Source organism: Larkinella sp., assembly GCF_965227735.1.
Lineage (GTDB): Bacteria > Bacteroidota > Bacteroidia > Cytophagales > Spirosomataceae > Larkinella.
Map to the genome: position 1 here is coordinate 132,132 of NZ_OZ245776.1, position 24,161 is coordinate 156,292.

General features: G+C 50.8%; 21 protein-coding genes. 10 read left to right on the top strand and 11 right to left on the bottom strand.

Annotated features, from left to right (window positions below; all coding sequences use genetic code 11):
* Window positions 1-238 precede the first annotated feature (238 nt).
* On the top strand, window positions 239-2,149 hold the full coding sequence (locus ACO064_RS00505; protein WP_421825473.1) for a sensor histidine kinase: 1,911 nt from the start codon (window positions 239-241) through the stop codon (window positions 2,147-2,149).
* Window positions 2,150-2,164: 15 nt separating this feature from the next.
* Here ACO064_RS00505 and ACO064_RS00510 read toward each other — a convergent pair whose 3' ends face one another.
* The 3 genes from ACO064_RS00510 to ACO064_RS00520 form a co-directional block, all read right to left on the bottom strand.
* Window positions 2,165-2,902 (bottom strand): pseudouridine synthase, encoded by a 738-nt coding sequence (locus ACO064_RS00510; RefSeq protein ID WP_421825474.1) that lies wholly within the window; start codon window positions 2,900-2,902, stop codon window positions 2,165-2,167.
* A complete protein-coding gene (locus ACO064_RS00515; RefSeq protein WP_421825475.1) occupies window positions 2,902-4,047 on the bottom strand; it encodes a cellulase family glycosylhydrolase in 1,146 nt (381 codons plus the stop codon). Before ACO064_RS00515 ends, ACO064_RS00510 begins: the two co-directional genes overlap by 1 nt.
* Before the next feature lie 75 nt (window positions 4,048-4,122).
* A complete protein-coding gene (locus tag ACO064_RS00520; RefSeq protein WP_421825476.1) occupies window positions 4,123-4,338 on the bottom strand; it encodes a DUF2945 domain-containing protein in 216 nt (71 codons plus the stop codon).
* Window positions 4,339-4,551: 213 nt separating this feature from the next.
* On the opposite strand from ACO064_RS00520, the gene ACO064_RS00525 reads away from it, so the two are divergent.
* Complete coding sequence (locus ACO064_RS00525) at window positions 4,552-7,134, top strand: phosphocholine-specific phospholipase C (protein WP_421825477.1); 2,583 nt, start codon at window positions 4,552-4,554, stop codon at window positions 7,132-7,134.
* 101 nt (window positions 7,135-7,235) lie between these two features.
* On the opposite strand, the gene ACO064_RS00530 is transcribed toward ACO064_RS00525, so the two are convergent.
* The gene (locus ACO064_RS00530; protein WP_421825478.1) at window positions 7,236-8,690 is read right to left on the bottom strand and encodes a T9SS type A sorting domain-containing protein; all 1,455 of its coding nucleotides are present in this window, start codon (window positions 8,688-8,690) and stop codon (window positions 7,236-7,238) included.
* 21 nt (window positions 8,691-8,711) lie between these two features.
* Window positions 8,712-9,329, bottom strand: a complete 618-nt coding sequence (locus ACO064_RS00535; RefSeq protein ID WP_421825479.1) for a hypothetical protein — start codon at window positions 9,327-9,329, stop codon at window positions 8,712-8,714.
* A 413-nt stretch (window positions 9,330-9,742) separates the two neighbouring features.
* Between ACO064_RS00535 and ACO064_RS00540 the strand changes: the two genes are divergently transcribed.
* The 4 genes from ACO064_RS00540 (at window position 9,743) to ACO064_RS00555 (ending at window position 13,478) form a co-directional block, all read left to right on the top strand.
* Window positions 9,743-11,545 (top strand): serine hydrolase domain-containing protein, encoded by a 1,803-nt coding sequence (locus tag ACO064_RS00540; protein ID WP_421825480.1) that lies wholly within the window; start codon window positions 9,743-9,745, stop codon window positions 11,543-11,545.
* A 141-nt stretch (window positions 11,546-11,686) separates the two neighbouring features.
* Window positions 11,687-12,091, top strand: a complete 405-nt coding sequence (locus ACO064_RS00545; RefSeq protein WP_421825481.1) for a T9SS type A sorting domain-containing protein — start codon at window positions 11,687-11,689, stop codon at window positions 12,089-12,091.
* A 166-nt stretch (window positions 12,092-12,257) separates the two neighbouring features.
* On the top strand, window positions 12,258-13,217 hold the full coding sequence (locus tag ACO064_RS00550) for a sugar phosphate isomerase/epimerase family protein (RefSeq protein ID WP_421825482.1): 960 nt from the start codon (window positions 12,258-12,260) through the stop codon (window positions 13,215-13,217).
* Window positions 13,218-13,478 (top strand): hypothetical protein, encoded by a 261-nt coding sequence (locus ACO064_RS00555; protein ID WP_421825483.1) that lies wholly within the window; start codon window positions 13,218-13,220, stop codon window positions 13,476-13,478.
* 25 nt (window positions 13,479-13,503) lie between these two features.
* On the opposite strand, the gene ACO064_RS00560 is transcribed toward ACO064_RS00555, so the two are convergent.
* The 4 genes from ACO064_RS00560 to ACO064_RS00575 all read right to left on the bottom strand — a co-directional run bounded on the left by ACO064_RS00560 (window position 13,504) and on the right by ACO064_RS00575 (window position 17,999).
* Window positions 13,504-13,824, bottom strand: coding sequence for a cupin domain-containing protein (locus ACO064_RS00560; RefSeq protein ID WP_421825484.1), 321 nt, complete (start codon window positions 13,822-13,824; stop codon window positions 13,504-13,506).
* A 276-nt stretch (window positions 13,825-14,100) separates the two neighbouring features.
* The gene (locus tag ACO064_RS00565; RefSeq protein WP_421825485.1) at window positions 14,101-15,561 is read right to left on the bottom strand and encodes a Gfo/Idh/MocA family protein; all 1,461 of its coding nucleotides are present in this window, start codon (window positions 15,559-15,561) and stop codon (window positions 14,101-14,103) included.
* Window positions 15,562-16,163: 602 nt separating this feature from the next.
* Window positions 16,164-17,588 carry a tetratricopeptide repeat protein gene (locus ACO064_RS00570; RefSeq protein ID WP_421825486.1) on the bottom strand — a complete coding sequence of 475 codons (1,425 nt, stop codon included), beginning with the start codon at window positions 17,586-17,588 and terminating at the stop codon, window positions 16,164-16,166.
* 108 nt (window positions 17,589-17,696) lie between these two features.
* Entirely contained in the window at window positions 17,697-17,999 is a 303-nt protein-coding gene (locus ACO064_RS00575; protein WP_421825487.1) for a rhodanese-like domain-containing protein, read from the bottom strand.
* 225 nt (window positions 18,000-18,224) lie between these two features.
* Between ACO064_RS00575 and ACO064_RS00580 the strand changes: the two genes are divergently transcribed.
* Window positions 18,225-19,055 (top strand): hypothetical protein, encoded by an 831-nt coding sequence (locus ACO064_RS00580; protein ID WP_421825488.1) that lies wholly within the window; start codon window positions 18,225-18,227, stop codon window positions 19,053-19,055.
* Window positions 19,056-19,067: 12 nt separating this feature from the next.
* Here ACO064_RS00580 and ACO064_RS00585 read toward each other — a convergent pair whose 3' ends face one another.
* Together ACO064_RS00585 and ACO064_RS00590 are read right to left on the bottom strand one after the other, a co-directional pair.
* Complete coding sequence (locus ACO064_RS00585) at window positions 19,068-20,894, bottom strand: alpha-L-rhamnosidase C-terminal domain-containing protein (protein WP_421825489.1); 1,827 nt, start codon at window positions 20,892-20,894, stop codon at window positions 19,068-19,070.
* Window positions 20,895-20,933: 39 nt separating this feature from the next.
* Window positions 20,934-21,539, bottom strand: coding sequence for an HAD family hydrolase (locus ACO064_RS00590; protein ID WP_421825490.1), 606 nt, complete (start codon window positions 21,537-21,539; stop codon window positions 20,934-20,936).
* Window positions 21,540-21,967: 428 nt separating this feature from the next.
* On the opposite strand from ACO064_RS00590, the gene ACO064_RS00595 reads away from it, so the two are divergent.
* The 3 genes from ACO064_RS00595 (at window position 21,968) to ACO064_RS00605 (ending at window position 24,160) form a co-directional block, all read left to right on the top strand.
* Entirely contained in the window at window positions 21,968-22,336 is a 369-nt protein-coding gene (locus ACO064_RS00595) for a MerC domain-containing protein (RefSeq protein ID WP_421825491.1), read from the top strand.
* Window positions 22,337-22,370: 34 nt separating this feature from the next.
* Window positions 22,371-23,597, top strand: coding sequence for a GTP-binding protein (locus tag ACO064_RS00600; RefSeq protein WP_421825492.1), 1,227 nt, complete (start codon window positions 22,371-22,373; stop codon window positions 23,595-23,597).
* Window positions 23,598-23,698: 101 nt separating this feature from the next.
* Window positions 23,699-24,160 (top strand): hypothetical protein, encoded by a 462-nt coding sequence (locus ACO064_RS00605; protein WP_421825493.1) that lies wholly within the window; start codon window positions 23,699-23,701, stop codon window positions 24,158-24,160.
* The last annotated feature ends 1 nt before the right edge of the window (window position 24,161 follow it).

Below are 24,161 nucleotides of genomic sequence, written 5' to 3' on the forward strand. Positions count from 1 at the left end.
ATAAATCTTTTTCCGAACGGGCCTTTTTGCACCACTTTTTTTGCCGGGCATTGCCGTAATAATCCATTTAATGATTAGAATCCGCTTGCTCTAAACGATTTATCATCGGATAAACACGCCCCCAGCCACATCCGTTTTTTCGCTGCGATGCCCTGACAAATGGCAAAAACAAGTGAGTTGTCAGACCTGAACAAGAGGGATTCGAAAGTTAATTTGTAAATTAACCCACGATTTGTTTTTGCTTCGACTCAATCGTTTTTCAACGCCCGGAATGATCCCTTTTCAACTGCGTATACTTACTTCCTGTTTACTTTTCCTGTCTTTTTATTTCTTTCTGTTTTCTGCTTATTCTCAGACTTCCGAAATTAGAAAATTGCAAAAACAGCTTGTAAACACAACCGATAGTATCACCTACATTGACCATCTCAATACCATTGGCTTCATGATGCACATGAAAAGTGCGGATAGCTGTCTTCTCTACGGGGTAAAAGTCAAAGCGATGGCGGATCGGCACAACTACCCTAAAGGCAAAGCAGATGCCATTTGTAACATCGCAACGGCTTTTTTCTTAAAAGGACTTTATAGCCAGGCCCTGTCCTCGTATACAAAGGCACTTTTGGAATATGAAAGCGTGTCTGATACCATTGGAGTCGCTCACATGCTGATGAATTCAGCCGTCGTTTATGAAGTATTGGGTGACACGCCAAACTCCTTAAAATTTTCCAGAAAGTCGTTGAATAAAGCAGCAGGGCTCGCCCGTGATTCCGTGAAAAGTATGTTATATGCCAACTACAGTTTTCTGATGCCTAAATCGCCTTCAGACTCATCCGGTTTCTATTTAGCGAAAGCCCAGGAAATAGCAATCCGGTTTAGGGATCAGCGTTCCCAGCTTTTTATAAACCAGCTAAAAAGTGATAAATTTTTAGAAAAAGGCGAAACTCAGGAAGCATTGGCGGTTATTTTAACGGCTTTACAGATAGCCCGGCAAAACAAATGGGAATACCACGAGATCGTCGGTTTGGATTATTATGCGCGTTATTTTTTGAAATTAAATAAAATCGATAGTGCCATCGTGTGCTACAACCAAAGCTACAATTTGGCAAAAGCAAACGGTTTTATCACTTTTAAAGTCGAGATTTTGAAGTCGTTACAGAAGTGTTACCACTTAAAAGCTGACGTGCTTAATGAAGCTGCAACCAACACGCGACTCATTGAAGCTCTTGAAGAAGAAAAAAATTCCAGTAAAAATTTCATTGGTGATTATTTCACCTATTACAACACCCAACAGGAGCTAAACCAGTTGGCCCTGCAGACAAAACATAACCGCTGGATCATTGGCCTGCTGATTGGCTTTTCAATCCTTCTCATCAGCACACTTATTTTTGTCTATACGCTTTATAAAAAACTACAAAAAAGTGCTCATCTGCAGCTCAGTTTAAATGAAAAAATAACTAAGCAAAACACATTACTAACCCAGGCCGATGAGTTTAAGTCAAAATTAGTTTCGATGCTCGCACATGATTTCAGGTCTCCCCTCGCGACCACGCTAAGTATGGCGAGCTTGATGAAGGAAGATCACGTTTTTAGCAAAGAAGAATTAACTGTATTTTATAATTCACTGGAAAATGAGGTCAGTACGCTATTGCGAACGTTTGACAGTATTCTGCAATGGGTGAAAAAACAATATTCCGGCTATACAGCGATGCCGGAACAAATTGAACTACACAATTTAATCGAAGAAGCAGCCGCCATTCACTACAGTCTTTTCAATACTAAAAACTTAACCCTTGTAAACCGAATCGACCCTACCGCAACCTTACTGTCAGACAAGGAGATTATACAGTTCGTAAACAGAAACCTGATTCACAATGCAATAAAATATTCTCCGGAAGGTGGAATGATCACTGCCGCCTTTAGAAAATCGGATACTGAAATTATCGTTTCTATAACCGATGAAGGAATGGGAATGACGCCCGATCAACTCAATCAACTGTTTTCTTTTAGCAACACCACCCACAGTTCAATCGACCAGGGTGCGGGTGTAGCTTTGACAATTTGCAAAGATTTTATAACGAAAATAAACGGCAGAATATGGGCAGAAAGTGCACCCGGACAGGGAACCACTTTCTTTTATGCCCTACCCGTCTAATGCCTGCTTCTGAATTCATTTTCCGCTTTGTCTCCCAAACAAAACCGTCATCATCCGCTCAAACTCCGACTGCCACGGCGCTGAAATGATGATTTCTTCGTTTGAAACCGGGTGTTGAAACCGGATTTCCTGCGCGTGCAGCAGCATGGTTTCCATTCCGAAACGCTCCTTAAAGAGCTTGTTCTGTTTGTTGCAGCCGTGGGGCCGGTCGCCGATGATTGGGTGAAAGATGTGCGCCAGGTGTTTGCGGAGCTGGTGAAACCGGCCGGTTGTCGGTTTTAATTCCACGAGCGAATACCGGGAGGTGGCGTGTTTGCCAAACGGCAAATCCACTTCGGTGCGTTGGAGCGTTTTCAGTTTGGTAAAAGCCCCTTGAACAATTCCGTCGTCGCGCCGGAGCGGATAATCGATCTCCAGTTCATCGTCGGTATAACCGCGCACAATGGCCAGATAGGTTTTGTGCACCTTCCCCTCGGCAAACTGCTGCTGCATGGCGGAATTCAGGGTTTCAGTCAGGGCGAAGAGCAAAACGCCCCCGGTTTTCCGGTCGAGCCGGTGAACCGGATAGACCCGCTGCCCCAACTGATCGCGCAGGAGCTGAACCGCAAATTCGCTGGCATCGCTGGCGATCATCGACCGATGTACGAGTAATCCGTGTGGTTTGTTAATGGCCACCAGGTCAGCCGATTGATACAAAATTTCGAGCGGTTTTCGCTCGCGATGCACTTCCAGAACCACTTGCTCCCCGCCCATCAATACTTCGCCAGCAGGTTCAACAATTTCCGGTCCAGTTTGTGGCCTTGCCAGTCTTCATACGCCACATCGGCCCGTTTGGAATCCAGTACGCCGAAATCTCCGCTGAATTCCCAGAGCGCAAATCCGATGCCGTTGCTCGTCAGAATGTCGAGCACATCGCCAAACCAGGCCAGAAAAACGTCGTGCGGGGTCTTGTTCCAGGCACCACATTCGCCACAATGCACACCGACGCCCTTGTTGACCAGTTCAATCCACGGTTTGTAAAACGTTTCGAGCATCGCGCGGCTCAGGTATTTATCGCCCACCTGTCCCGGCCATTTCGGCATCGGCAGATTCTCAGGATCTTTGTTGGCCCAGGGAGCTTTGTAATGCGAAATGATGCCCGGATTGTAGCCCCGGCAACTCTGGGCTATGTCCAGATCGGTGATTTCGGGAATCACCGACGACCCCACATCGTTGCCATCAGCAATCACCAGGTGTTTCGGATTCTCTTTGCGAATGGCTTCCAGAGCCGCCAGCGCCACTTTTCGATAGACGGCGCCCGGCACCGAACTGCGTTTGGAAAGCTGGTCGTTCATGTCTTCCCGCATACTCGGTTCGTTCAGCAAATCGAAGCTGATTTTCTGAGAAGAGACATTTTTATAGCGTTTCGCCCAAAAGTTCCAGTGGAAATTGAAAGCGTCCTGCGCAGGCTGATCCGTCCAGAGGTTGTAGGGTTCGTGAAAACCGGCGTTGACGCAGTAGCCCGGTGCACGGTGCAAATTCAGGCTGACGTGGAGGTTGTGTTTGTGGGCCATTGCCACCAGCTTATCAATCCGATCCACGGCCTGCTCGTCAATCTGGTAGACTTCGTCGGGTGTGATGTTGCGACTCCGGTCAAATTTCAGGTAGGTCGGATAGGCCATCGGCAGCCGGACGAAATCGAATCCCCAGTCGCGCATCCACTTGAATTGTTCCTCGGCGGTCGGCTTCCGACCCTGCGCCGGATTGGGTGAAAAGAAATCCAGCAGGTTAAAGCCTTTCCATTTCGGCAGTTTGTTTTTGGCCGCCGGAGCGGAAGACGCGGCCAAAACCGCCGGGCCGGAAGCGGTTACGGCGGCTGCCAAAAGGCCGGTATTTTGGAGAAACGTTCGGCGTTGCATAAAGGATTATGGAATAGATGCAGTACAAACTTACTCAAAAACCCACCTGATTACCCCGTATCCTGGCGACATTCGTCAGTTGTGAATCTTTTCCACTTCACTTTGTAATTTCAAAACCGTCTGGTTGTCCTCCTGTTCGATCACCAGCGCCGGATTATCCTCGGAGCCGTTTCGCTTGATCTTCGACCCTTTGATGGTCTTTTCAATTTCCTCTTTGTGGACTTCTATCACCTTTCCTTCGGCATGACCGCTGGCGTATTTCCAGCGTACCTTGTCACCTTTCCTGATCATCGCTCTGTTTCGTTGGTTGAACAGGCTAGTAACCGGGTGTTCGAAATAATTGTTGTGTCGAGTCCCCTATTAAGGTATGTACAAGCCGAAATGAATAGGCCTGCGCTCTGCCGCTAAATATGGAAAAGTTATCATACTGTTAAATAGAGCGGTTTTTTATCATTTCGGAGCGAAAAAAAAGTATCTTTACTAACCCACAACTCTCAACCCGAAATGACGGACAGCAGAAGAGAATTTCTAAAAAAAGCCGCCTTGCTAGCCGGTGGCACAAGCCTGTTTCAGGTTCTCCCCGATTCGATCCAGAAAGCCATGGCCATCGACCCCCAGCCGGGCAGCACCTTTCAGGATGCCGAACACATCGTCATTCTGATGCAGGAAAACCGCTCCTTCGACCATTGCTACGGGTCGCTACGGGGCGTCCGGGGTTTCAACGACCCGCGGGCGATTACGCTGCCCAACAAAAACCCGGTCTGGCTCCAGACCAATGCCGCCGGTGAAACCTACGTGCCTTTCCGGCTGAATCTGAAAGACACCAAAGCCACCTGGATGAGCTCGCTCCCCCACTCCTGGACCAATCAGGTAGACGCCCGCAACGATGGCAAATACGACAAGTGGCTGGATTCCAAGCAATCGGGCCGAAAAGAATATGCCAAAATGCCCCTGACCATGGGCTATTACAACCGGCAGGACATTCCGTTTTACTACGCCCTGGCCGACGCCTTTACGGTTTGCGACCAGAATTTCTGTTCGTCCCTGACCGGCACCACGCCCAACCGGCTTTACCTCTGGACCGGCACCATCCGGGAAAAACCGGATCGGAATGTAAAAGCCAACGTCCGGAATGAGGACGTCGACTACGACGATCCGGCCCACTGGAAAACCTTTCCCGAGCGGCTGGAAGAAAACGGCATTTCGTGGCGGATTTACCAGAACGAACTGAGCCTGCCCGTCGGCTTTGAAGGCGAAGAAGAAGGCTGGCTGGCCAATTTTACCGACAATCCCATCGAGTGGTTCGAACAATATAACGTCGGATTTTCGGAAGCGTACCAGCGTTATCTGGCTAAAAAACTCCCCGAACTGCCGGGCGAAATTCAGGCTTTGACGTCCAAAATCAACGCGTTGCCCGAAACCGACAGCAACCTGCCCAAACTGAAGCGGGAACTGGGCCGGAAAGAACAGGAATTGAAAATCGGCCGGGAACACCAGGTCAAATTCAGCCGGGAAAACTACGCCAAATTGTCGCAACGGGAGAAAAACCTGCACGAGAAAGCCTTTACGACCAATAAAAACGACCCGCATTACCACGAACTGACGAAGCTGAAATACCACGACGGCAGCACGGAACGGGAAGTTGAAATTCCGAAAGGCGATGTGCTGCACCAGTTTCGGGCGGATGTGAAAAACCGCACGCTGCCGACGGTTTCGTGGGTGGTGGCCCCCGAAAATTACTCCGATCACCCCGGCGCGGCCTGGTACGGAGCGTGGTACATTTCTGAAATGCTCGACATCCTGACCCAAAATCCGGATGTCTGGAAAAAGACGGTTTTCATCTTGTGCTACGACGAAAACGACGGTTATTTCGACCACGTTCCGCCGTTTGTGGCACCCCATCCCGACAAGCCAGAAACCGGAAAAGTGTCCAAAGGCATCGACACCAGCGTCGAACACGTCTATATGGAGCATGAACTGCAACGCAAAAGCCCGAACGCTCAGAAAGAAGCCCGGGCTGGTGCCATCGGGCTGGGGTATCGTGTGCCGCTTGTCATTGCCTCACCCTGGAGCCGGGGCGGCAAGGTGTCGTCGGAGGTTTTCGATCACACGTCCATTCTCCAGTTTCTGGAAGTGTTTCTGAGCAAGAAAACCGGTAAGAAAATTGAAGAGTCGAACATCAGTGCGTGGCGTCGGACGGTTTGCGGGGATTTGACCTCGGTGTTCCGGCCCTACAAAGGCGAGAAAATACCGATGCCGGCTTTCGTGGAGAAAAACGAGTTTGTCGAAAGCATTCACAAAGCCCAGTTCAAGGAGTTGCCGTCGGATTTCAAGGTGCTGACGACCGACGAAATCAACAAAATCAAACAGGCACCCCAGTCGTCTCCGCTCCTGCCAAAGCAGGAGAAAGGCCTGCGGTCGTCGCTGGCGATTCCGTACGAATTATACGCCGATGGCCAGTTCGATCCGGACCAGAAAGCGTTTGACATTACCCTGCAAGCGAAAAATGACGTTTTTGGTGCGCAGTCGGCGGGCTCGCCTTTCACGGTGTATGCACTGAATAACTTCGTGTCGGAAAACGAAAACGCCGAGCGCGCTATGCAGGTTCGGAATTATGCCGTGTCCGTCGGTGACCGGCTGAGCGACCGCTGGGACATTCGGGAATTCGAGAACGAGACCTACCAGTTTCGGGTCAATGGCCCCAACGGTTTTTTCCGCGAGTTCATCGGAACCGCCAACGATCCACGGGTTGCGGTTCAGTGCGACTACCAGCGTACGGCCCCACAGGCCAACACGCTCAGCGGCTCGGTTGAACTCAACATCACCAACCTCGATCCGGCCCGGGCTTTCACCATCGAGGTGAAAGACAACGCCTACCAAACCGGCACCCAGACCCAAACCCTGGCCGCAGCCGGTTCGAAAGGGAGCCAAATCAGCCTGATTCTGGATCTGAGCCGCAGCTTCGGCTGGTACGATTTCAGCGTGAACGTGGAGGGCCATCCGGTTTTCGAGAAACGATATGCTGGTCGGGTTGAAACCGGAAAAGAAGGGTTTTCGGACCCGGTGATGGGTGGGGAGTTGGTTTGAGGGGATTCTGAATAACCATATAGAAAACCCCGTATTTATCCTTATACAAAAAAAGCCGTATCTGACAAGGATACGGCTTTTTTGTCCTTCAGGGAATGGTATTAATCCAACCGAATCCGAACTTTTTGGATTTCCTGTTTCTGTTTATCGTTGGGGTTGATGTGCAGATAATAAATTCCTCGTGGTAAGTCACTTACGCCTAATTCGATTTTATTTCCATCTCTAAATGTATTTTTCTCTGCTACATCTTTAACTGAAATTGTTTTAACCAGCCGGGTAGATGATTCAGAGTAAAGCGATATAGAAGCTGGCAAAGATTCTTTAACTTCAACCGTTTTAAATTCAATCGTAAGCACATCCTTTGTCGGATTTGGATAGGTCATAAGAAAACTACCGGCTGGCGGGATGTAATATTGGACAGCCGAAGACGTGCCACAGCCAGGAACAGACGCTGTTACTTCTACGGTTGCACCACCTGTGGTCGTAACATAACAATCATTAATATTAGGCACTAATGTTGCCGACCCTGACACTAAAGACCAGGTGAACGTTGCTCCAGGAATTCCGGCATTGGAACATTGCCACATATTGGAACCCGCATCGAATAACCATTGAATCGCATTGGTAATTTGTCCATAATTGATTTGTAATGTTTGTGAATTACTGCTTGTCGTTCCACAACCTGACGAGTAAGCATTTACAATGACATACCCCCATGCTGTTGCTGTAATGGTAACGGGGCTACTGGAAGTGACGGGAGATGTACTTCCATTTATCTTCACACCACCCCAGGGGGTATAAACATAGCTATCCGCGCTGGTTCCAGTAGCTGATAAATTTAAACTACTACTGCTGTTGCAAAGCATATATGCCCCTGTTTGACTTATACTGCTTAGGGAGGGAGCAGGACGGTTTACCGTTCTTGGACTGCTCTCTGATTCAACGTTACTTGCGTCTGAACGAGTTGCAGTTACTTTAATAGTGCCAGTTCCACCACCATTACTCTGCATTGTCAAAGTAGTAGTGCCTTGACCTGATATATAAGTCCAGCCAGAAAGGCTTGAATTCCAGTAGTAGTTAGTAGCATTCGTCACGGCAGGAACGGTGAAAGTTACCGTTTGTACACCACAGCCTATAGTAGCAGGCTCACTCAAGCTTCCATTTACACTAATCTGCCCTATTGAACCAAGGTAACGTATTGGCACCTCATATGTCATAGTTTTATTGGAGCCCGAAGAAGAGCAACCAGTTGTTTTAACCTCAATTTTAGCATTCGCATTTATATTTTTCCACCTGTAAGAAAACCCGTTTCCTGCTGGAATCCCTATCCCATCAACGGCGTTGATAGAATTCCAGGCCTTCCATTCATAAGAGCACCCTGCCGCACTCAGTGAACCCCATTCTACTATATATGGTATTACCTGATCGGGTGGTGCGGAGCTACTGTAATCGTTGTTTGGAGAATCCCTAACAGATTGAGAGAAAGAAATTGACACATTGGCAATGCTTGTTATGGCAAGCAACCAAATCAAACGATAAAATGTGAACCTTTTCATAGAGATATAGTTAAGTAATGGTTAAAAATGGTAATGAAGGTAAAGAGCATATATTGGCAACAGGGTTAATCTCCTTAAATAATTATCAGCACTTACACCTGTTGAATTTAATACAACACGGTTGTATGTATATCTCAAGTGACTTTCAATGGAGAAGGATATGCTTCTTGTTGCATAATATTTGGCGCCAATAAACCCGCTTCCTCCAATATCAAATACGGTTTGCTTAGCAATTGTAATCCCGTTTGCAGCATTTTTAATTACAGCATAAGAAGTAAATATTTCTCCACCATAGAATGGAACAAACCTTCCATAGTGTTTCTGCCATTCATACCCAATTGCTGCATAAATGGACGGGGTAGTATTATAAGGTCTCGTCAAAGAACTTGATCCATAAAAGATTCTGGGTACAATATTAAGTCTCAATGCTCTTATTCCTTTATTGGTTTGAAAGTGTCGTTTAACCATTATCCCAGATGCTACCTCTTGAGGCATTTCGAATACTGATAGAAAGTTGATCCCTACTTCCCATTTTTTTAACATTTCACTATTGTAGTTAAAAGTCGAATCTTGTGCATGACTGTTGAAAACAGATACCGCAAATAAGCAAATCATCAAAAAGAAACTGTTGATTGACATACACTGTAGGGTTAATCTTTGTTTGTAATTTGTAGACACAATTTATTACCCAAAGGTTGGAATTAATTTGTACTTTTTTATAAAAAACTTTACATATACCAACAAAAAATAAGCAAAAATACTTATTTTAAAAAGATTACTCAATAAGTACTCCGCGTCATAATATGCTAATAATCAGATATGTGTAAATGAGTTTTTCAACCTACCGTTCAATAAATCCTACTTTTACTAGGTATACCGTTTGACAATTAGACTCTATCGGCTGTCATTCAACCTGTTGATCAACCCCTGCATGTGATTAAATGGTATTCCCCGACTTGCTTTCTAATCAGGTAAGAAACCGCACTCGGACTAAACACAAGTTTAAGGTCAGTTTGTAAAATAGGCCCCAAACCCCTTACTTGCCAAAACGTATGAAACCGTCGATCTGGAATTTCCTTCTGCTGCTGTACTGTAGCACGGCTATGGCCCAACCGCTTCCCACACCCGCGAACCTGACTGCCATCCAACAGGCTGAAAAACAGGTGGTCGTGCTAAACAACCCATCGGGACTGGTGCCGGTTACCGACCTACTGAACCTAAAAACCGCCATCGTAAATGGTCGCTACGCCCAGCAGGCGGTTTTTGATAGTCTGGCGGCCAGGTACAGCCCGGTTACGGGTTTTTCACTCGGTGCAGCTCCGACCGATTCCGTTCTGTTTGACCTCCACGACCGGCTGAAACTGTTCAATCTGGTCGTCATCACCTTGTCGGATTCCTCCCCTTTTGGCCCGAAACTGCTGAATTTCATTGCCGATCAGCAGGCCATCAACCGGGTCGTGGTGGTGCTGACCGGGAGCGGAAAAAACCTCGCCGGACTGGAATCCCTGCGTTGTCCCATTATCTGGTATCCGACCAATACCGCCGAAGGTGCGTCAGCCGCAGCCCAGGTCCTTTTCGGCGGTCTGGCTTCGGCCAATCGCCTTGAAACCACGTTTAGTGCGCTCTTCAAAGCAGGCAGCGGGTATTCGACGCCCAAAATCCGGCTGGGGTATTCGGTTCCGGAATCTGTAACGGTAAGTAGTAAACGTCTGAAAGTAATTGATTCGTTGATGGCGGTGGCCATTGCCGATCACGTAACCCCCGGCGCGGTGGTGCTGCTGGCCAAAGACGGTAAAGTAATCTTTCACAAGGCCTATGGGCATCATACGTACGCGCGGGATGCCGTGACGAAAGCCGATGATCTGTTCGATCTGGCTTCGGTCACAAAGGTCAGCGCCACCACCCCGGCGGTGATGCGGCTGCTGGATCAAAAGGCGCTGGACCTTAAAACACCCATCAGCACCTACGTGGCCCGAACCCGGACGATCCCCGACAAAGCGACGGTCACCATCCGCGAGGCTCTGCTCCACGAAGCGGGGTATACGCCGTACATCAAATTCTACGAACAACTCAAACCGCTGGATATGAGTTTCGACTCATCGGCGGCCTATCCGACCAAAGTAGCCGACCGGTTTTTCCTCCGGGCCAATTATTTTGAAGAGGTCATGTGGCCCGTCACCTTGCAGTCGAAAGGCGGCACGCGGGGCAAATTCGTGTACAGCGACGTGAGTATGTACATGATGAAGGAAGTGATCGAAACGGTTTCTCACCAGAAGCTCGATGAGTTTGTGCAGAATGCGTTTTACCGGCCGCTCGGCATGACGTCGACGGGCTATTTGCCCCGAAACCGCTTTCCGCGCTCCCGGATTGTGCCGACCACCGAAAACGACAACTGGTTTCGCAACATGCGCGTGCAGGGTTACGTCAACGATCCGGGTGCGGTCATGGCGGGAGGTGTCGAAGGCCATGCCGGGCTGTTCGCCAACGCCAACGATCTGGCGATTCTCTACCAGATGTATTTGAACAAGGGTTCCTACGGCGGTCGCACCTATATCCAGCCCGCTACGGTGGATCTTTTTACGGCGGAGCAATCGAAAACCAGTGGCCGGGGGTACGGTTTTGCCAAAGCACCGAATTCGAAGCAAGGCCCCAAGGCGTATCCGTCTCCCCTGGCCTACGGACACAGTGGCTATACCGGCACCTACGTCTGGGTCGATCCGAAATACAACCTGGTCTACATTTGCCTGACCAACCGGGTGTATCCCGACGATTCCAAAACCTACGGCAAACCGACCCTGAACATCCGGGCGCTGATTCTGGACCGGTTCTACGAAGCCGTGGTGCAGGGCCAGTAAAAACGACCGCAATCGACCCGTATTCTTCTTTTTAATCATTCCCAAAAGTAGCAGGGATTGACTCATTTGTGACAGCCTTTTCAGGCGTTGAAGCGGACCTTTGATTCATTCAAACGGACCAAAACAAAATCTTCATACGCCATGAAAACGCTCTCCAAATCCCTGCTCGTTGCCTTTCTGATGACCTTGACCAGTGTCTCTTTTGCAAAGGCGGATGTCTATATGTCTTTTGTTCATCCTAAAAAACCGGTCACTTTTCAGAGTGGCATGTATACCACCACCGAAGGCAAACTCCGGATTGCGCTGAATAAACAAACCGGCGGAGCCGTCGAGGTTCGGATCGTCAACCAGGCGGGGGCCGAGGTGTTCAGCAAGCAAATCGGGAAAAACCGTCAAAACGCCCGGCTGCAACTGGACGTCCGGAATCTGCCCGACGGCGTCTATCAGGTCTCCATCACCAACGGCGTAGACACCACCACCCAGCAATTAACACTGGCCACTACACCACCGGTGACGGCCACGCCCCGACTGATTGCCTTTCAGTAAAACCGCATCGACAATCCAATGCGGTTTTACCCCAGACTGATTATATCCACCCGGAAAGGCTGGCCCCGCAAGCGGTCAGCCTTTTGATTGATCCGGGCAAAACCATGCCGATCACCAATCCTTTTGTATCTTGTGTATCTTGCTCCCCTAACCCCATTTACCGCCCATGAAACCACTTGCCTTCCCGCCCCCTCAATCAACACAGACCTCATCAAGCAGCCTAGCCGGTTTTTTCTTTCTGACGCTCTGGCTGCTGGTTTCGGCGAACCTGTCGGCTCAGGATAAAAAGAAAATAACCGGCAAATCCGCAAACCGGGGTCATTCAAAATCCGCTGCGGTCTATGCCGGGCCGAAAGACTGGAAACTGGGCGTTGCCCTGTATACGTTCAATCGGTTTCCGTTTCCCGAGCAACTCGCCAAGGCAGACAGCGCGGGCTTGAAATTTGTGGAAGGCTACACCTTTGGCCGGGCCGGGACCGATCTCAAGGATTCGCTTTTGATGAATCTGTCGTGGGCGGGCATTGCCAAACTCAAGCAGCAGGTTAGCGACAAAGGCCTGTTGATGGAATCCATTTATTTAACCGGCGGCAAAACCATCAATAAATGGACGCACGAATTTGAATTAGCCAAAAAATTGAATGTGAAATACGTCACGGCAGAACCGCCGGTAGATTTGTGGGACAGCGTGGACAGTCTGGCGGGTGTTTACGGCCTGAAAGTGGCTCTCCACAACCACTGGAAGGGCGTGAGTGCCTACTGGCATCCGGATTCGGTGCTGGCGGCCCTCAAAAACCATCCTAATTTCAAGGTTTGCGCCGACATCGGTCACTGGCCCAAGAGCGGTATCAACCCGGTCGAGGGGCTGAAAAAACTGGAAGGTCACCTGATTGCGTTGCATTTGAAAGATATTGCCGCCTACAACGACCCCAAGTTGAAAGATGTGCCGGTTGGCACGGGCGTCATCAATTTTCCGGAAGTCTTCAGGGAATTACAACGGCAGCACTTTACGGGTCATATTATTATTGAGCGGGATACGCAGGACAAACCCAGCAACTTATCTTCGGTGATTCAAACGGTCCGCTATTACAACGAGAAATTGGGCCTGACACCGGGACGGGGAAAATAAATGTTTTTATCGAAGCTAGTCAGTATTCTGACGCCACTCATGCTGATGGCGCTGATCGGGGTGGTCATGATTGTCTACGGTTTTTTGAACACCGGTCAGGACAACAACATTCTCCAATTCTTCTTCGGCATTCCCATTGCCCTGGGTTTCGCCGGAATGCATTTTTTAATTCGTCGGGTGCTGGAAAGAAACAACCTTCACATCTGGATCCTGGAGACGCTGATCGTTGCCGCTCTGTGGCTTATTTACCCTCATCTTTAGGTATTTACGGACTATGCTATAGAAGTCAGTAGAAAACTGCCAGCCAGATGGTTTCTTCGTCTTCTTTCGTCCAGTCAACCCGGTGTTTGGCGTGGGCAGGCAGGTTGATGTGTGTTCCGGCGGTCAATTCAATGGGTTCGTCAACGCCCTCAATCCGTAGCCGGGCTGCTCCCTGCAACACCAACACCCATTCATTTTCCGGCTGATCGTACCAGAAACCGTCCGGTGAAGCGTGTCCTTTGGAGATGATGCGTTCGATTTTGATGCCTTTCTCCGCCACCAGCTCCTCAAAAAGTTCGTCAGGCAGCGAGGCCGGAATGGCCGCAAACAGATTGCCAATGGTCATCGATCAAGGGTTAGGCTAGAGGATCGTTTTTAACGTGAATTCAGGATTCTTTTCAGTGTAGGGTGATTATTCACCCCGTTTTTTTGACCCGTTAGGGTCACCACAGCGCAGCGTCGGTTGATAAAACCGGTCCTGGCGTGCCCATGTGCCGTCAGGTACATAACCGTTGTGTACCTGACGGCACACGGACCCGCACACGGGAACCAATTTCTACCTGCGCTGTGGTGACCCTAACGGGTCAAAACTGTACGCATCAATCCTGAAAACCGTAAACGCTTACGATTTCTTCGCAACCGTGGTGACTTTTTGGGCCGGATTAACGGGTTTCTTTCCTGTCGACGGTTTCTTGCTTTTTGCTCCATCGGGATACTTCTGGGTCATCGTGACCGGGTCCCAATGCACGACTTTGTTTTCGAAATAACTTTCGTTGCAAGCCAGAACCGGGGCGGCTGCGCGGAACCCGAAAACCGGGTCCTCGATGGTTCCCTGGCTCCCCGCCCGCATGTTTGTAAAGAAATCCGCGAAGTGCTTGGCGTGGGCGTCGTCGTCTTTCGGGGCCTCGAATTTTACCTCCTTCACCGGTTCGGCGGTACGGGTTTCGGGCGGGTATTTGGCGTCATATTGCTCCACAAATTTCTTCTGCACATCCTCCGTGAACGTAAAAAAGCTGTCGTAGTTGCCATAGCCCGGCGCAATCGGCAGTTTTTTCCTGGTCAGAATCAGGTTGTTCTCCGAAAACTCGACCGTGCCTTCGTTGCCGATGATCCGGGTCACGTTGCTGATTTTACCGGCATTCGCAAAATTGACCCGTAACACCATCTGAAACGCTTCGTGCTGCTCCGTTTTCGGGTAGTCCATGATGCTCGTCATGATATCCGGCACATCCCGGTTTTCCTTCCAATACGCCAGGTTGCCCGACGAATAGACCCGGGTCGGCCCCAGCGTGCTGGTCACGTAATGAACGCCCGTAATCAGGTGAATGAACAGGTCACCGGCCACCCCCGTGCCGTAATCCTTGAAGTTCCGCCAGCGGAAAAACCGGATCGGGTCGAACGGACGCTTCGGCGCATCGCCCAGAAACCGGTCCCAATCGACGGTCTGCGGTGAGGCATCGGGCGGCACGGAATAATTCCAGGCCCCAATGGCGTTGAAGCGGTCACTGTTGGATTCGATGTAGTTGATCTGCCCGATATCCCCGGCCTCGATCAGTCGCTTCGCTTCCTTGAACGACGCACTGCTGATGCGCTGGCTGCCCACCTGCATGGTTTTTCCCGATTTTTTCCAGGCATCGATCACGGCTTTGCCTTCGTTGAGGTGCTGGACCATCGGTTTTTCGCAATAGACGTGTTTCCCGGCTTTCAGGGCGGCAATCGTAATGTGGTCGTGCCAATGGTCGGGCGTGACCACCAGAACGGCATCCACATCTTTGCGGGCCAAAATCTCACGGTAATCCCGCGTTGTGTAGACCTGTTGGCCGAAAGCCGTCCGCGCGTGTTCGAGCCGCCCGGAGTAGAGATCGGCCACGGCCACCAGTTCCACATCCGGGTTGCGCAGAGCCGCCTGGGTGTCGAAGTTCCCCTGAATCCCCATGCCGATGGTGGCAATCCGGATCTTGTCGTTGGGGCTGATCTTTTTCAGATCACGAATAATATTGAATGGCTTAGCGACACTCTGGGTAGCCACCAGCGCCGAAGCGGCTGACAATCCCTTGATAAAGTCGCGACGATTGGAATGCATGGGGTTTATTGGGTTTTGGCTATTCAAAAAAAAGCACATTTGCGTTTGAATATACGCAAATGTGCCGAAACAGGACTATTAAACACTCTATTTAACCACAACATTGCTCTTAGCATTGTATCCTCCAATCCCTCGAAGAGAGCTTTTTACGATCCGGATGTTGCGGCTACCCGGCTACCAAGCCCTGACGTGTCACCCGGCTTTGGGGCTCATTCAAGCCCAAGCCGGGATGATAGTACCCGAAGCCCGAATTGATTTTCGTTTTTCTGCGGGAGCCCGGTAGCGCCGATTGATTTTCGTTTCTCTACCGGAGCCGGTTGCGCCATCCGTCCCGTAGGGATGATCCATTTTGCAGGAACCGTGTGCATTGATAGAGAGGGTGAGTCCCGTAGGGGTGGTTCATTTTGTACCTACGAAATTTACGGGTTTTCTGCGGATGTAGTTGCGACAAAATGGATCATCCCTACGGGATTGGTTTTGATTTTCATGTAGGGGGCCTATTCTACAAAATGCGCCATCCCGATGGGATTCAGATTGCAATTCCGGGTTATCCATTCGCCAGTCCTGCGGGCTTCTTTTCACCTCCGACAGACAATCCGTAACTAGCGGGTATACAGCGCCCCTTTGGCAATGGTGGATTCGTATTCGCCACTGATGGTTTCCAGAAACTTTCCGGTTACCCAGCCAATGTCCGAATTTCGGATGAACACAAACCGCTTGGGAGCCGAGGGCGTCGAATAGGTTTTCATGATGGATTCGAGCCACAACGCTCCGGCAATGAGCTGTTTTTCACTCAATTGATCACGAACCACGCTGATTTCCTGCTCGGCTTTGCTGCGAAGAGTTGCGTCGGCGATGTCTTTCACATTGGGGTGTGTCAGCGCCTGGTAATCATCCATCACCAATTTTTTGAATCGCTCTACATCGTCCAGTGATATGGCAACTGCTGTCGTACCGGTTTTCTCGGGATGCAGATACGTCACCAGCGCCCAGGCCACATCGCCCCCCAGCCCCACCGTCCGGCGTTGTTGCAGTCCCGCACCGCTGGTTTTGAATCGGGGTGCCAGGGCCGTATCCGCCACGGTTTTGATCACCCGCTGGGCTTCTTTTTTAAAGGCGTCCGTGTTCAGTGAACGCTTGCTTTCAATCTGGCTCACCAGCGTGTTCATCCCCACCGGCATTTCAATCGGGTGAAACGTTTTGTCGACATCAAAATAACCGCCCACAGTCACGTCGCTGCCGATGTTGAGCGAAGAGGTGGTCGGCCACACTTTGCGGGGAATGGAACCAACGGTGAACAGTTCGGCTTCGCGGTCGATGGAAAGCGTGGTGTCGATGCGCAGATTGCCCGTCGGCAACGCCCGCGACAACTGGTCGTAGAGCATCTTTTTCGTCGCCGGGGTTTTGGCGAGTCCCTCCTTCATTTCGTTGCTGAACACAATGAAAATCCGTTCGGTCGGGATGTTGTAGCGGCTGATCGTATCGAGACAGACTTTCAGCGCATTCTGCCCGGCTTCCAGCGACTTCGAGGCATTGGCCACAAAACTGACGTTGGGAACCTCAAACCGGGTTTTGATATCTTTTTCGTAAAAATCGCTTTCGTACTTCGTCTTGAAAATCGCCAGCTTCACATCCGAAGCCCCAAACTGAATCCCGGCGTACAGGTTTTTACCGGAAATATCACGAATCAGTTCATTGACACCCCAGGCACTGGCGACATACCGCAACTTCTCGTAGCGGCTACGGGCAATTTTGAGGTAATAGTCGGCGTTTTCGCTGTTGTTGTTTTCGTAATGGGCCAGGCCCAGCAACTCGCAGGCAAAGGCTTCCCAGTACGGATTGTGGCCCCGAACGGCGGGTAATGCCCTCTCCAGCAGGTTGATGGCATCCTGCGGTTTGTCCAGCGCCCGGAGCGTGTTGGCAAGTTTGATGTAGCGAATGGCCTGAACGGTGCTGGTGGCTTTCTGGGCAAAACCGGCCTGAATCAGCAGAAAAAATAGGATGGACAGAGAAAAAAGGCGTTTCATACGTAGCTTGGGTTAACAGCAACATATATACGCAGAAACGACCCAAAGCGATTTCGGACCGCCCAAAACCGGATGGCCGGTTCGGGCGGTTTCCGTCAACGCTGGTTCCTATAAATTCCGCCAGCTACCGGCATCATGCAGATTTTCAACGCCTTTACCCCGCAGGATGGCTTTGGCGCGGGCGCTGCGCATCCCGGAAGCACAACACAGAATCAGGGGTTTCTGGTAGCCTTTGATCGTGCTGAGTTTGGATTCGAGCTGGTCGAGGGGAATGTTGACAGCCCCCGCCACATGCCCACCAGCAAACTCGCCCGGCGAGCGAACGTCGATGATCAGGGCACCCTGTGAGCGGATTTCGTCAAACTGGCTGGTGTCGGACGTGCCGAACAGACTTTTTATGAGATTCATCATGAAAATTCATTTTTAAGGTTGATGGTGTAAAACTACGGCTTTGGAAAAACCGGTTCCGTGACAAATATCACGTTCATCTTTTTTTATAACTCACCGGATCGCATCGCAAAAAAACCGCTTCAAATAGGCATCCCGTCTGTTCGTATAAACCGCGATGGCCAACCGGCATTGCCCCGATAGGTTTGTGGTGACCAAGGTCATTCACACCAAACAACTTCATTTTCCATGAAAACCGTACTGAGCGCCCTGCTGCTGGGCTTTACCCTGCTGAGTTTGACCCACTGCAAAAAATCGGAGGTCGACGCACCAGCCGAAACGCGTTGCAAACTAACGGCCATCGACCGTGGCAACGGCAACAAACACCAGTATGCTTACAACGCGGCTGGCAACGTCAGCCAGCTAACCGTCAACTTCAAGGGGCCGACCGGCGGCAGTACCGAGCACGTATATGTCTACACCTTCGCTTACAACAGCGCGAATCAGATAACCGGCGCAACGATTACCGTCGACGGAAAAACACCCGACCAACTCACCGACTGGGGCATTGGCAGTGGCCTGAAATGCCGCTGGACCGACGGAAAACTCACGGAAATTCAGGACCTCGTTGGCACCCAAACCATTCTGACCACGACCGTCCAGTACGATGCCGAGGGGCGCATTCTGCGCTTCAAGGGCGTTCCGGCCAGTAAGGACGAACCCACGTTTGAAAAAGTTTTTTCGTACGACGCCAACGGAAACAGCACCTACCAGTATCTGGAAGACGGAACGAAATATTATGCGGAAGCCCACGTCTACGATTCCTCCACCCAAAGTCCCGAATCGCTGCTGGCCAAACGGGGGTTACCGTTTGATGTTTTTAACCTCTATCCCTGGAAGAAAACCATCCTGAAAAGATTTGAAAGCGATGACTTCGATGACTCGGGAAAAATAACCGCTCACAAGACGTTCCTAATCACCAATGTGGTCAAAAACAACCACAACTATGCGGTTTCTCAGACGGTTGAAGAGGGCAATACGAAGCGGGTCAATACGTTTGGGCTGGCAGATTGTGACTGAAAGTTCGTCCCGCTACCGAATAATCCGCACTTCCTTCGGCCCGCTCACCTCCGTCTGAATTTTGCCGCCCGCCAGTTTGGTGTGCTTCACCTTCACAATCCCGTACGGCGTGGGGAAGGTTCCTTCGGCGAAGGTTAAATCCTCCAGATGCGGCTCGATTTTGATGGCTTTGCAACCCGGCTCCACCACCTTGATACCCAGCACGTGCTCCGTCAGCCAGGGCGTGGGGCCGGACGCCCAGCCGTGGGCCAGGCTGTGCCGGAACCCGACGTAGCAATAAGCCCCGCAATCGCCGTGGATGTCTTTTTGACCTTCCTTCACCAGTTCGTCGATGCGCCCGGCGTTTTTCACCCAGTCGAGGTTGAAATCTTCCCAAAACGTCGTTGCCCCGAGCTTGAGCATACCGCCCCAAAACTCGCGGATGTTAGCCAAAGCGGTTTTGTAATCACCCGCTTTGGCCTGCGCCTGGAGCATGTAATAGCCGTAAAAGGTCGAGAAGTTGCGCGCGCCGTTCACTGCCAGCACGTCCTTATTGGCTTTTTCGGCGGGCATCAACCCGGAGAGCGCAAGCAAGGCCGCCCCCTGTTTGGAGTCGTTGGGATCGGGAACGTATTGCTTCAGCCGGGCGACCGCATCGGCGCATTTTCTGGCCGTGGCCGGGTCGTTCAGAATGCGGCTCAAATCCCCGGCGGCATTCAGCGACAGCACCAGCATCGACTGCAAGCCAGCGTGAATCCCTTTCGGATTTTCGCTCGACGGCCAGTCCAGAAACCGTGTTCCGTCCAGCTTTTCGCTGTTCTTTTCGTCAATTTTCTGAATCAGCAAGTCGACCAGTTTCACCAGATAATCCTTCTGCTGTTTCAGATAGTCGAGGTTACCGTTTTGCAAATACCAGTCTTTCTGAATCAGAATCCACCACATCGAATAGGTGCTGATGCCGTTCATCCAGCCGGGCAGGGGCGTAATGTCCCGCGCCAGATCCAGGCTTTTCGGCACCACCTCGTTATAACCAAAGACGGCGTTGATGGTCGCCACTTCGGGGTGCATGTCGCCCACCCACACCAGCCGGTCGCGCTTGATGCCGTCCCAGAGGTAATCCTGCATGTTCAGGTGAACGGTGTAGGCGCCGGTCGCCCAGATTTTATTCAGCAGTTCGTCGCTGCTCCGAAATGAGCCAAGGTACGGAATATCCCGAAACACAAAAATGGCCCGCAACTCCTTCAGCAGCAGCTCGGTATTGCCATCGACGAGGTCGATCCGAACGAAGCGAAAACCGGTATTGCCGATTTCCAGTTTGCCCAGCCACGGCACCTGAACCGTCAGATCGCGGATGGCGTGGTCGTTGGTCGCATTTTGTTTGGGTTCAATGTCCGCCATTGCTTCACTGGCCGATTCGCCAAACCGAATCCGGACGTTGATGGGCTTGCTTTCCTTCCACTGCCCCGTCACGATCTGCAAACCACCGTGCAATTCCCGCCCAAAGTCGAGCAGCAGACTTGCTTTGCCGTTGGCGTCACTTTTCAGCGAACACATATCTTTCCCCGACAAATCCGCCTGCCCGTTCCCGACTTTCAACAGCCGTTCGGCGTTGCGAATGGTACCGGTTTGCCACAGAATTTTGACGGGCGACAAAAACCGCCGGACGGTGGCTTCGGTCTGGGCTTCTTTGGCGCGGGCGGTTTCAAAAACGGGCGGAAGCTGGGCCTGCGCGAAGTCGATCAATGTAAGGCAAGAGAAAAAAGTCAGAAGAGAAGCGTGTTTCATCGGGTAGCGTCGATTCACCCGGATTTGGGTCAACGAAGATAGCAGCGTCAGATGAGCGACGATGTACTTTTTCATAATTGAACAGGAAGGGTTTAGAAAACCAAAAGCCGATTGTTAAACCGGTATATTGAACGCGAGTAAGGCGTCTTTTAATTGCGTCGGATTTATGAAGTGTATGGCGTGAATCCCAAGGTCCTCAGCCGCTTTTATATTCCGCAGGTTATCATCGATGAACAGGGCTTCAGTTGGTTCAATGGCATACCGGTTCAGCAACGTCTTGTAAAAAGAAGGGAACGGTTTGCGGTCCTTTTCATCGCCGGACACCACAATCCCATCAAACCAGGACAGAAACTCGAAGCGTTCGAGGGCAATCGGAAACGTCTCCGACGACCAGTTGGTCAGCGCATACAGCTTGTAATTCCCACTGTCCCGGATCGTTTTCAGCAGTTCCACCGTCCCCGGTATTTCGCCCCGCAGCATTTCGGGCCAGCGGTCGTAGAAAAACCGGATGTTCTCCTCGTGCTCCGGAAACCGGGCAATCAATACCTGCGTGGCTTCGGCCAGCGAACGTCCCCCATCCTGCTCTTCATTCCATGCGGGGGTGCAAACCGTCGCCAGAAAATGATGCATTTCGTCTTCCTTAAAAATCTTCTCGTACAGGTAATGCGGGTTCCAGTCGATCAAAACCGCCCCCAGATCAAATACAATGGTGTTAATCATGTTGCTGAATGCAATGAGACAAATCGTTTTTCAATTTTTGCCCAATAACTTAAAAATTATCGGTTTTATATACCTAAGACTTTCGCTTTCTACCCCTAAATCCCTTCATTGAATTAATGCCGAATTACTGTTTTGGCTTATAGCCCACTGCTTTAGCAGTGGGTAAAGCAAATGTAACCCCATGCTAACCGAACCGTTTTAACGGTTTCCTCGTCCAGCAAACCGTTAAAACGGTTCCGGAATAATTCGATTTCAGGACAATTTACCCACAGCTAAAGCAGTGGGCTGATGGATTTCTTAGCTCCTCCCGGTTTCGAACTGATCATCCCAATAAAATCTCTATCAATTCATTTTTGCAACATTGTTGCATTTACGAAAAATACCGTACTTTTGTGCCGTTCATTTTCAATACCAGCCAACATAAACTTATGGCCTCGCTCTCATCAAAAGCCGATTACATCGGCATCACCGGTTCTGTGCTTTGCATCATTCACTGCCTGATCACACCCATCCTGCTCATTTCGTCCAGCCTGCTGGCGGATCGAACGTTGCGGATTGGCTTTCTAAGTCTGGATTATGTCTTCATCGGAGTCAATATCGTCGCCGTTTATTTTGCCACGCGCCGGGCCAGCCAGCGGGTGGTTAAGGTGGGCTTGTGGTTTTTCCTGGGCCTTTTCGCCGGAGCCCTGTTGCTGGAAGACGTTCACGAAGCGTTTGAATACCTGGCCTATGCGGCTTCCGCCGGGTTAATTGGCTTTCACCTGCTCAACCTGCGCGCTCACGACCACACCCATTAACCCGCCACGTTCATCCTTCTATTTGAGCACACACATGAAACGACTTCCCGTTACGGTTTTAAGCGGTTTTTTAGGGGCCGGTAAAACCACTTTACTCAACCACATTCTGCACAACAAAGCCGGTTTGAAAGTAGCCGTGATTGTCAACGACATGAGCGAAGTGAACATCGATGCACAACTGGTTCGGAATGAGAACACCCTGTCGCGGACGGAAGAAAAGCTGGTGGAGATGTCCAACGGTTGTATTTGCTGCACCCTGCGGGAAGATCTGGTGCTTGAAGTGGAACGGCTGGCCTCCGAAAACCGGTTCGATTACCTGCTCATCGAGTCGTCCGGCATTTCGGAACCGCTGCCGGTGGCCCAGACGTTTTCGTTCCAGTCCGACGATTCGGTCGATGCCCAAAACCGCGTCGACCTGTCCCGGTTTTCGCGTCTGGATACGCTGGTGACGGTGGTCGATGCCAGCCAGTTCGGGCGCGATTTTGGGAGTATCGAAACGGTTTTCGACCGCAACCTGAATGAGGACGCAACGGACACCCGCACCATCGTCAACCTGCTCACCGACCAGATCGAGTTTGCCAACGTGCTGGTTATCAACAAAACCGACCAGTTAAACCCGCACCAGGTGGGCGAACTGAAGGCCATTCTGAAAAAACTGAACCCCAAAGCCCAGCTCATCGAGAGCCAGTTTGGCCGCATCGACCCGGCCCGGATTCTGAACACCGGCCTGTTCGATTTTGAAGAAGCGTCACAGTCGGCGGGCTGGATTCAGGAACTGCAAAACCACCAATCCGGCAAAGGCCACCGCCCCGAAACGGAAGAATACGGCATTGGCTCCTTCGTTTTTCGCGACCGGCGACCATTCCACCCCGCCCGGTTTTGGGCGTATCTAAGCCAGAACTTCCCGGCGGGCATTTTCCGCAGCAAGGGGTTGTTCTGGCTGGCATCCCGGCCCGACGAAGCCCTGAATTTTAGCCAGGCCGGCGGCAGTCTGCGGGCCGAGCGGGCGGGCGTCTGGTGGGCGTCGATGCCGTTCAGCCAGCGAAGCCGCTATGCCAGTTTCATCGAAAATCAGAAAGCGATTGAAGCCCGTTGGGACAAACAATTTGGCGACCGCCAGAACGAACTGGTGATCATCGGTCAGGATCTGGATGCCGAACAGGTAACGCAGGAATTGCGAGCTTGTTTGTGTACCGAACCGGAGTTGAAGCATCTGGCAGCCGGGGGCCGGTTTAACGATCCGTTTCCGGTTTGGGAATAGGGCAGGAAACGGTCGAACGTCGGTTTTAACGAGCAACACACTTGCAACCTTGTTGCAATTTATGTAGATTTCGGCCCACTTCTCTTCTAAAAACCAGTATCATGATACGCATCCTTTCATTGATCGTTCCGTTGGGCCTCAGCCTGGGAGCCTGTTCCCGTTCAGACCAGAAAGATCCTCTGCTTGAGGAAGCCGCCAGATTTCACAACGAATCCACCCAGATTCAGGCTGTTATCGAGCCCCAAATCGAACAGATCGATTCACTCAAAACCCTGCTGGCAAACCGTACGGAACCCGTTGCACTGGCGACCGTAACGACGCTCGACAGTCTGAAAAAAGCTTTTGAACAATGGGAAGAAAACCTGGTCGAAGTGCCGGGAATGCCGCACGATCATCACCACGAACACGGCAAACACGAACATCACCACCATGCGGATGCCACGCTGAAAGATTTGCCCGCCGATAAAATGCGTGATTTACAACTGGGCATGCTCGACAACATCCGGCAGATCCAGGAACGAACCGACGCGACTTTCTCTCAGGTAACGTCAATCCTGCGCTAGT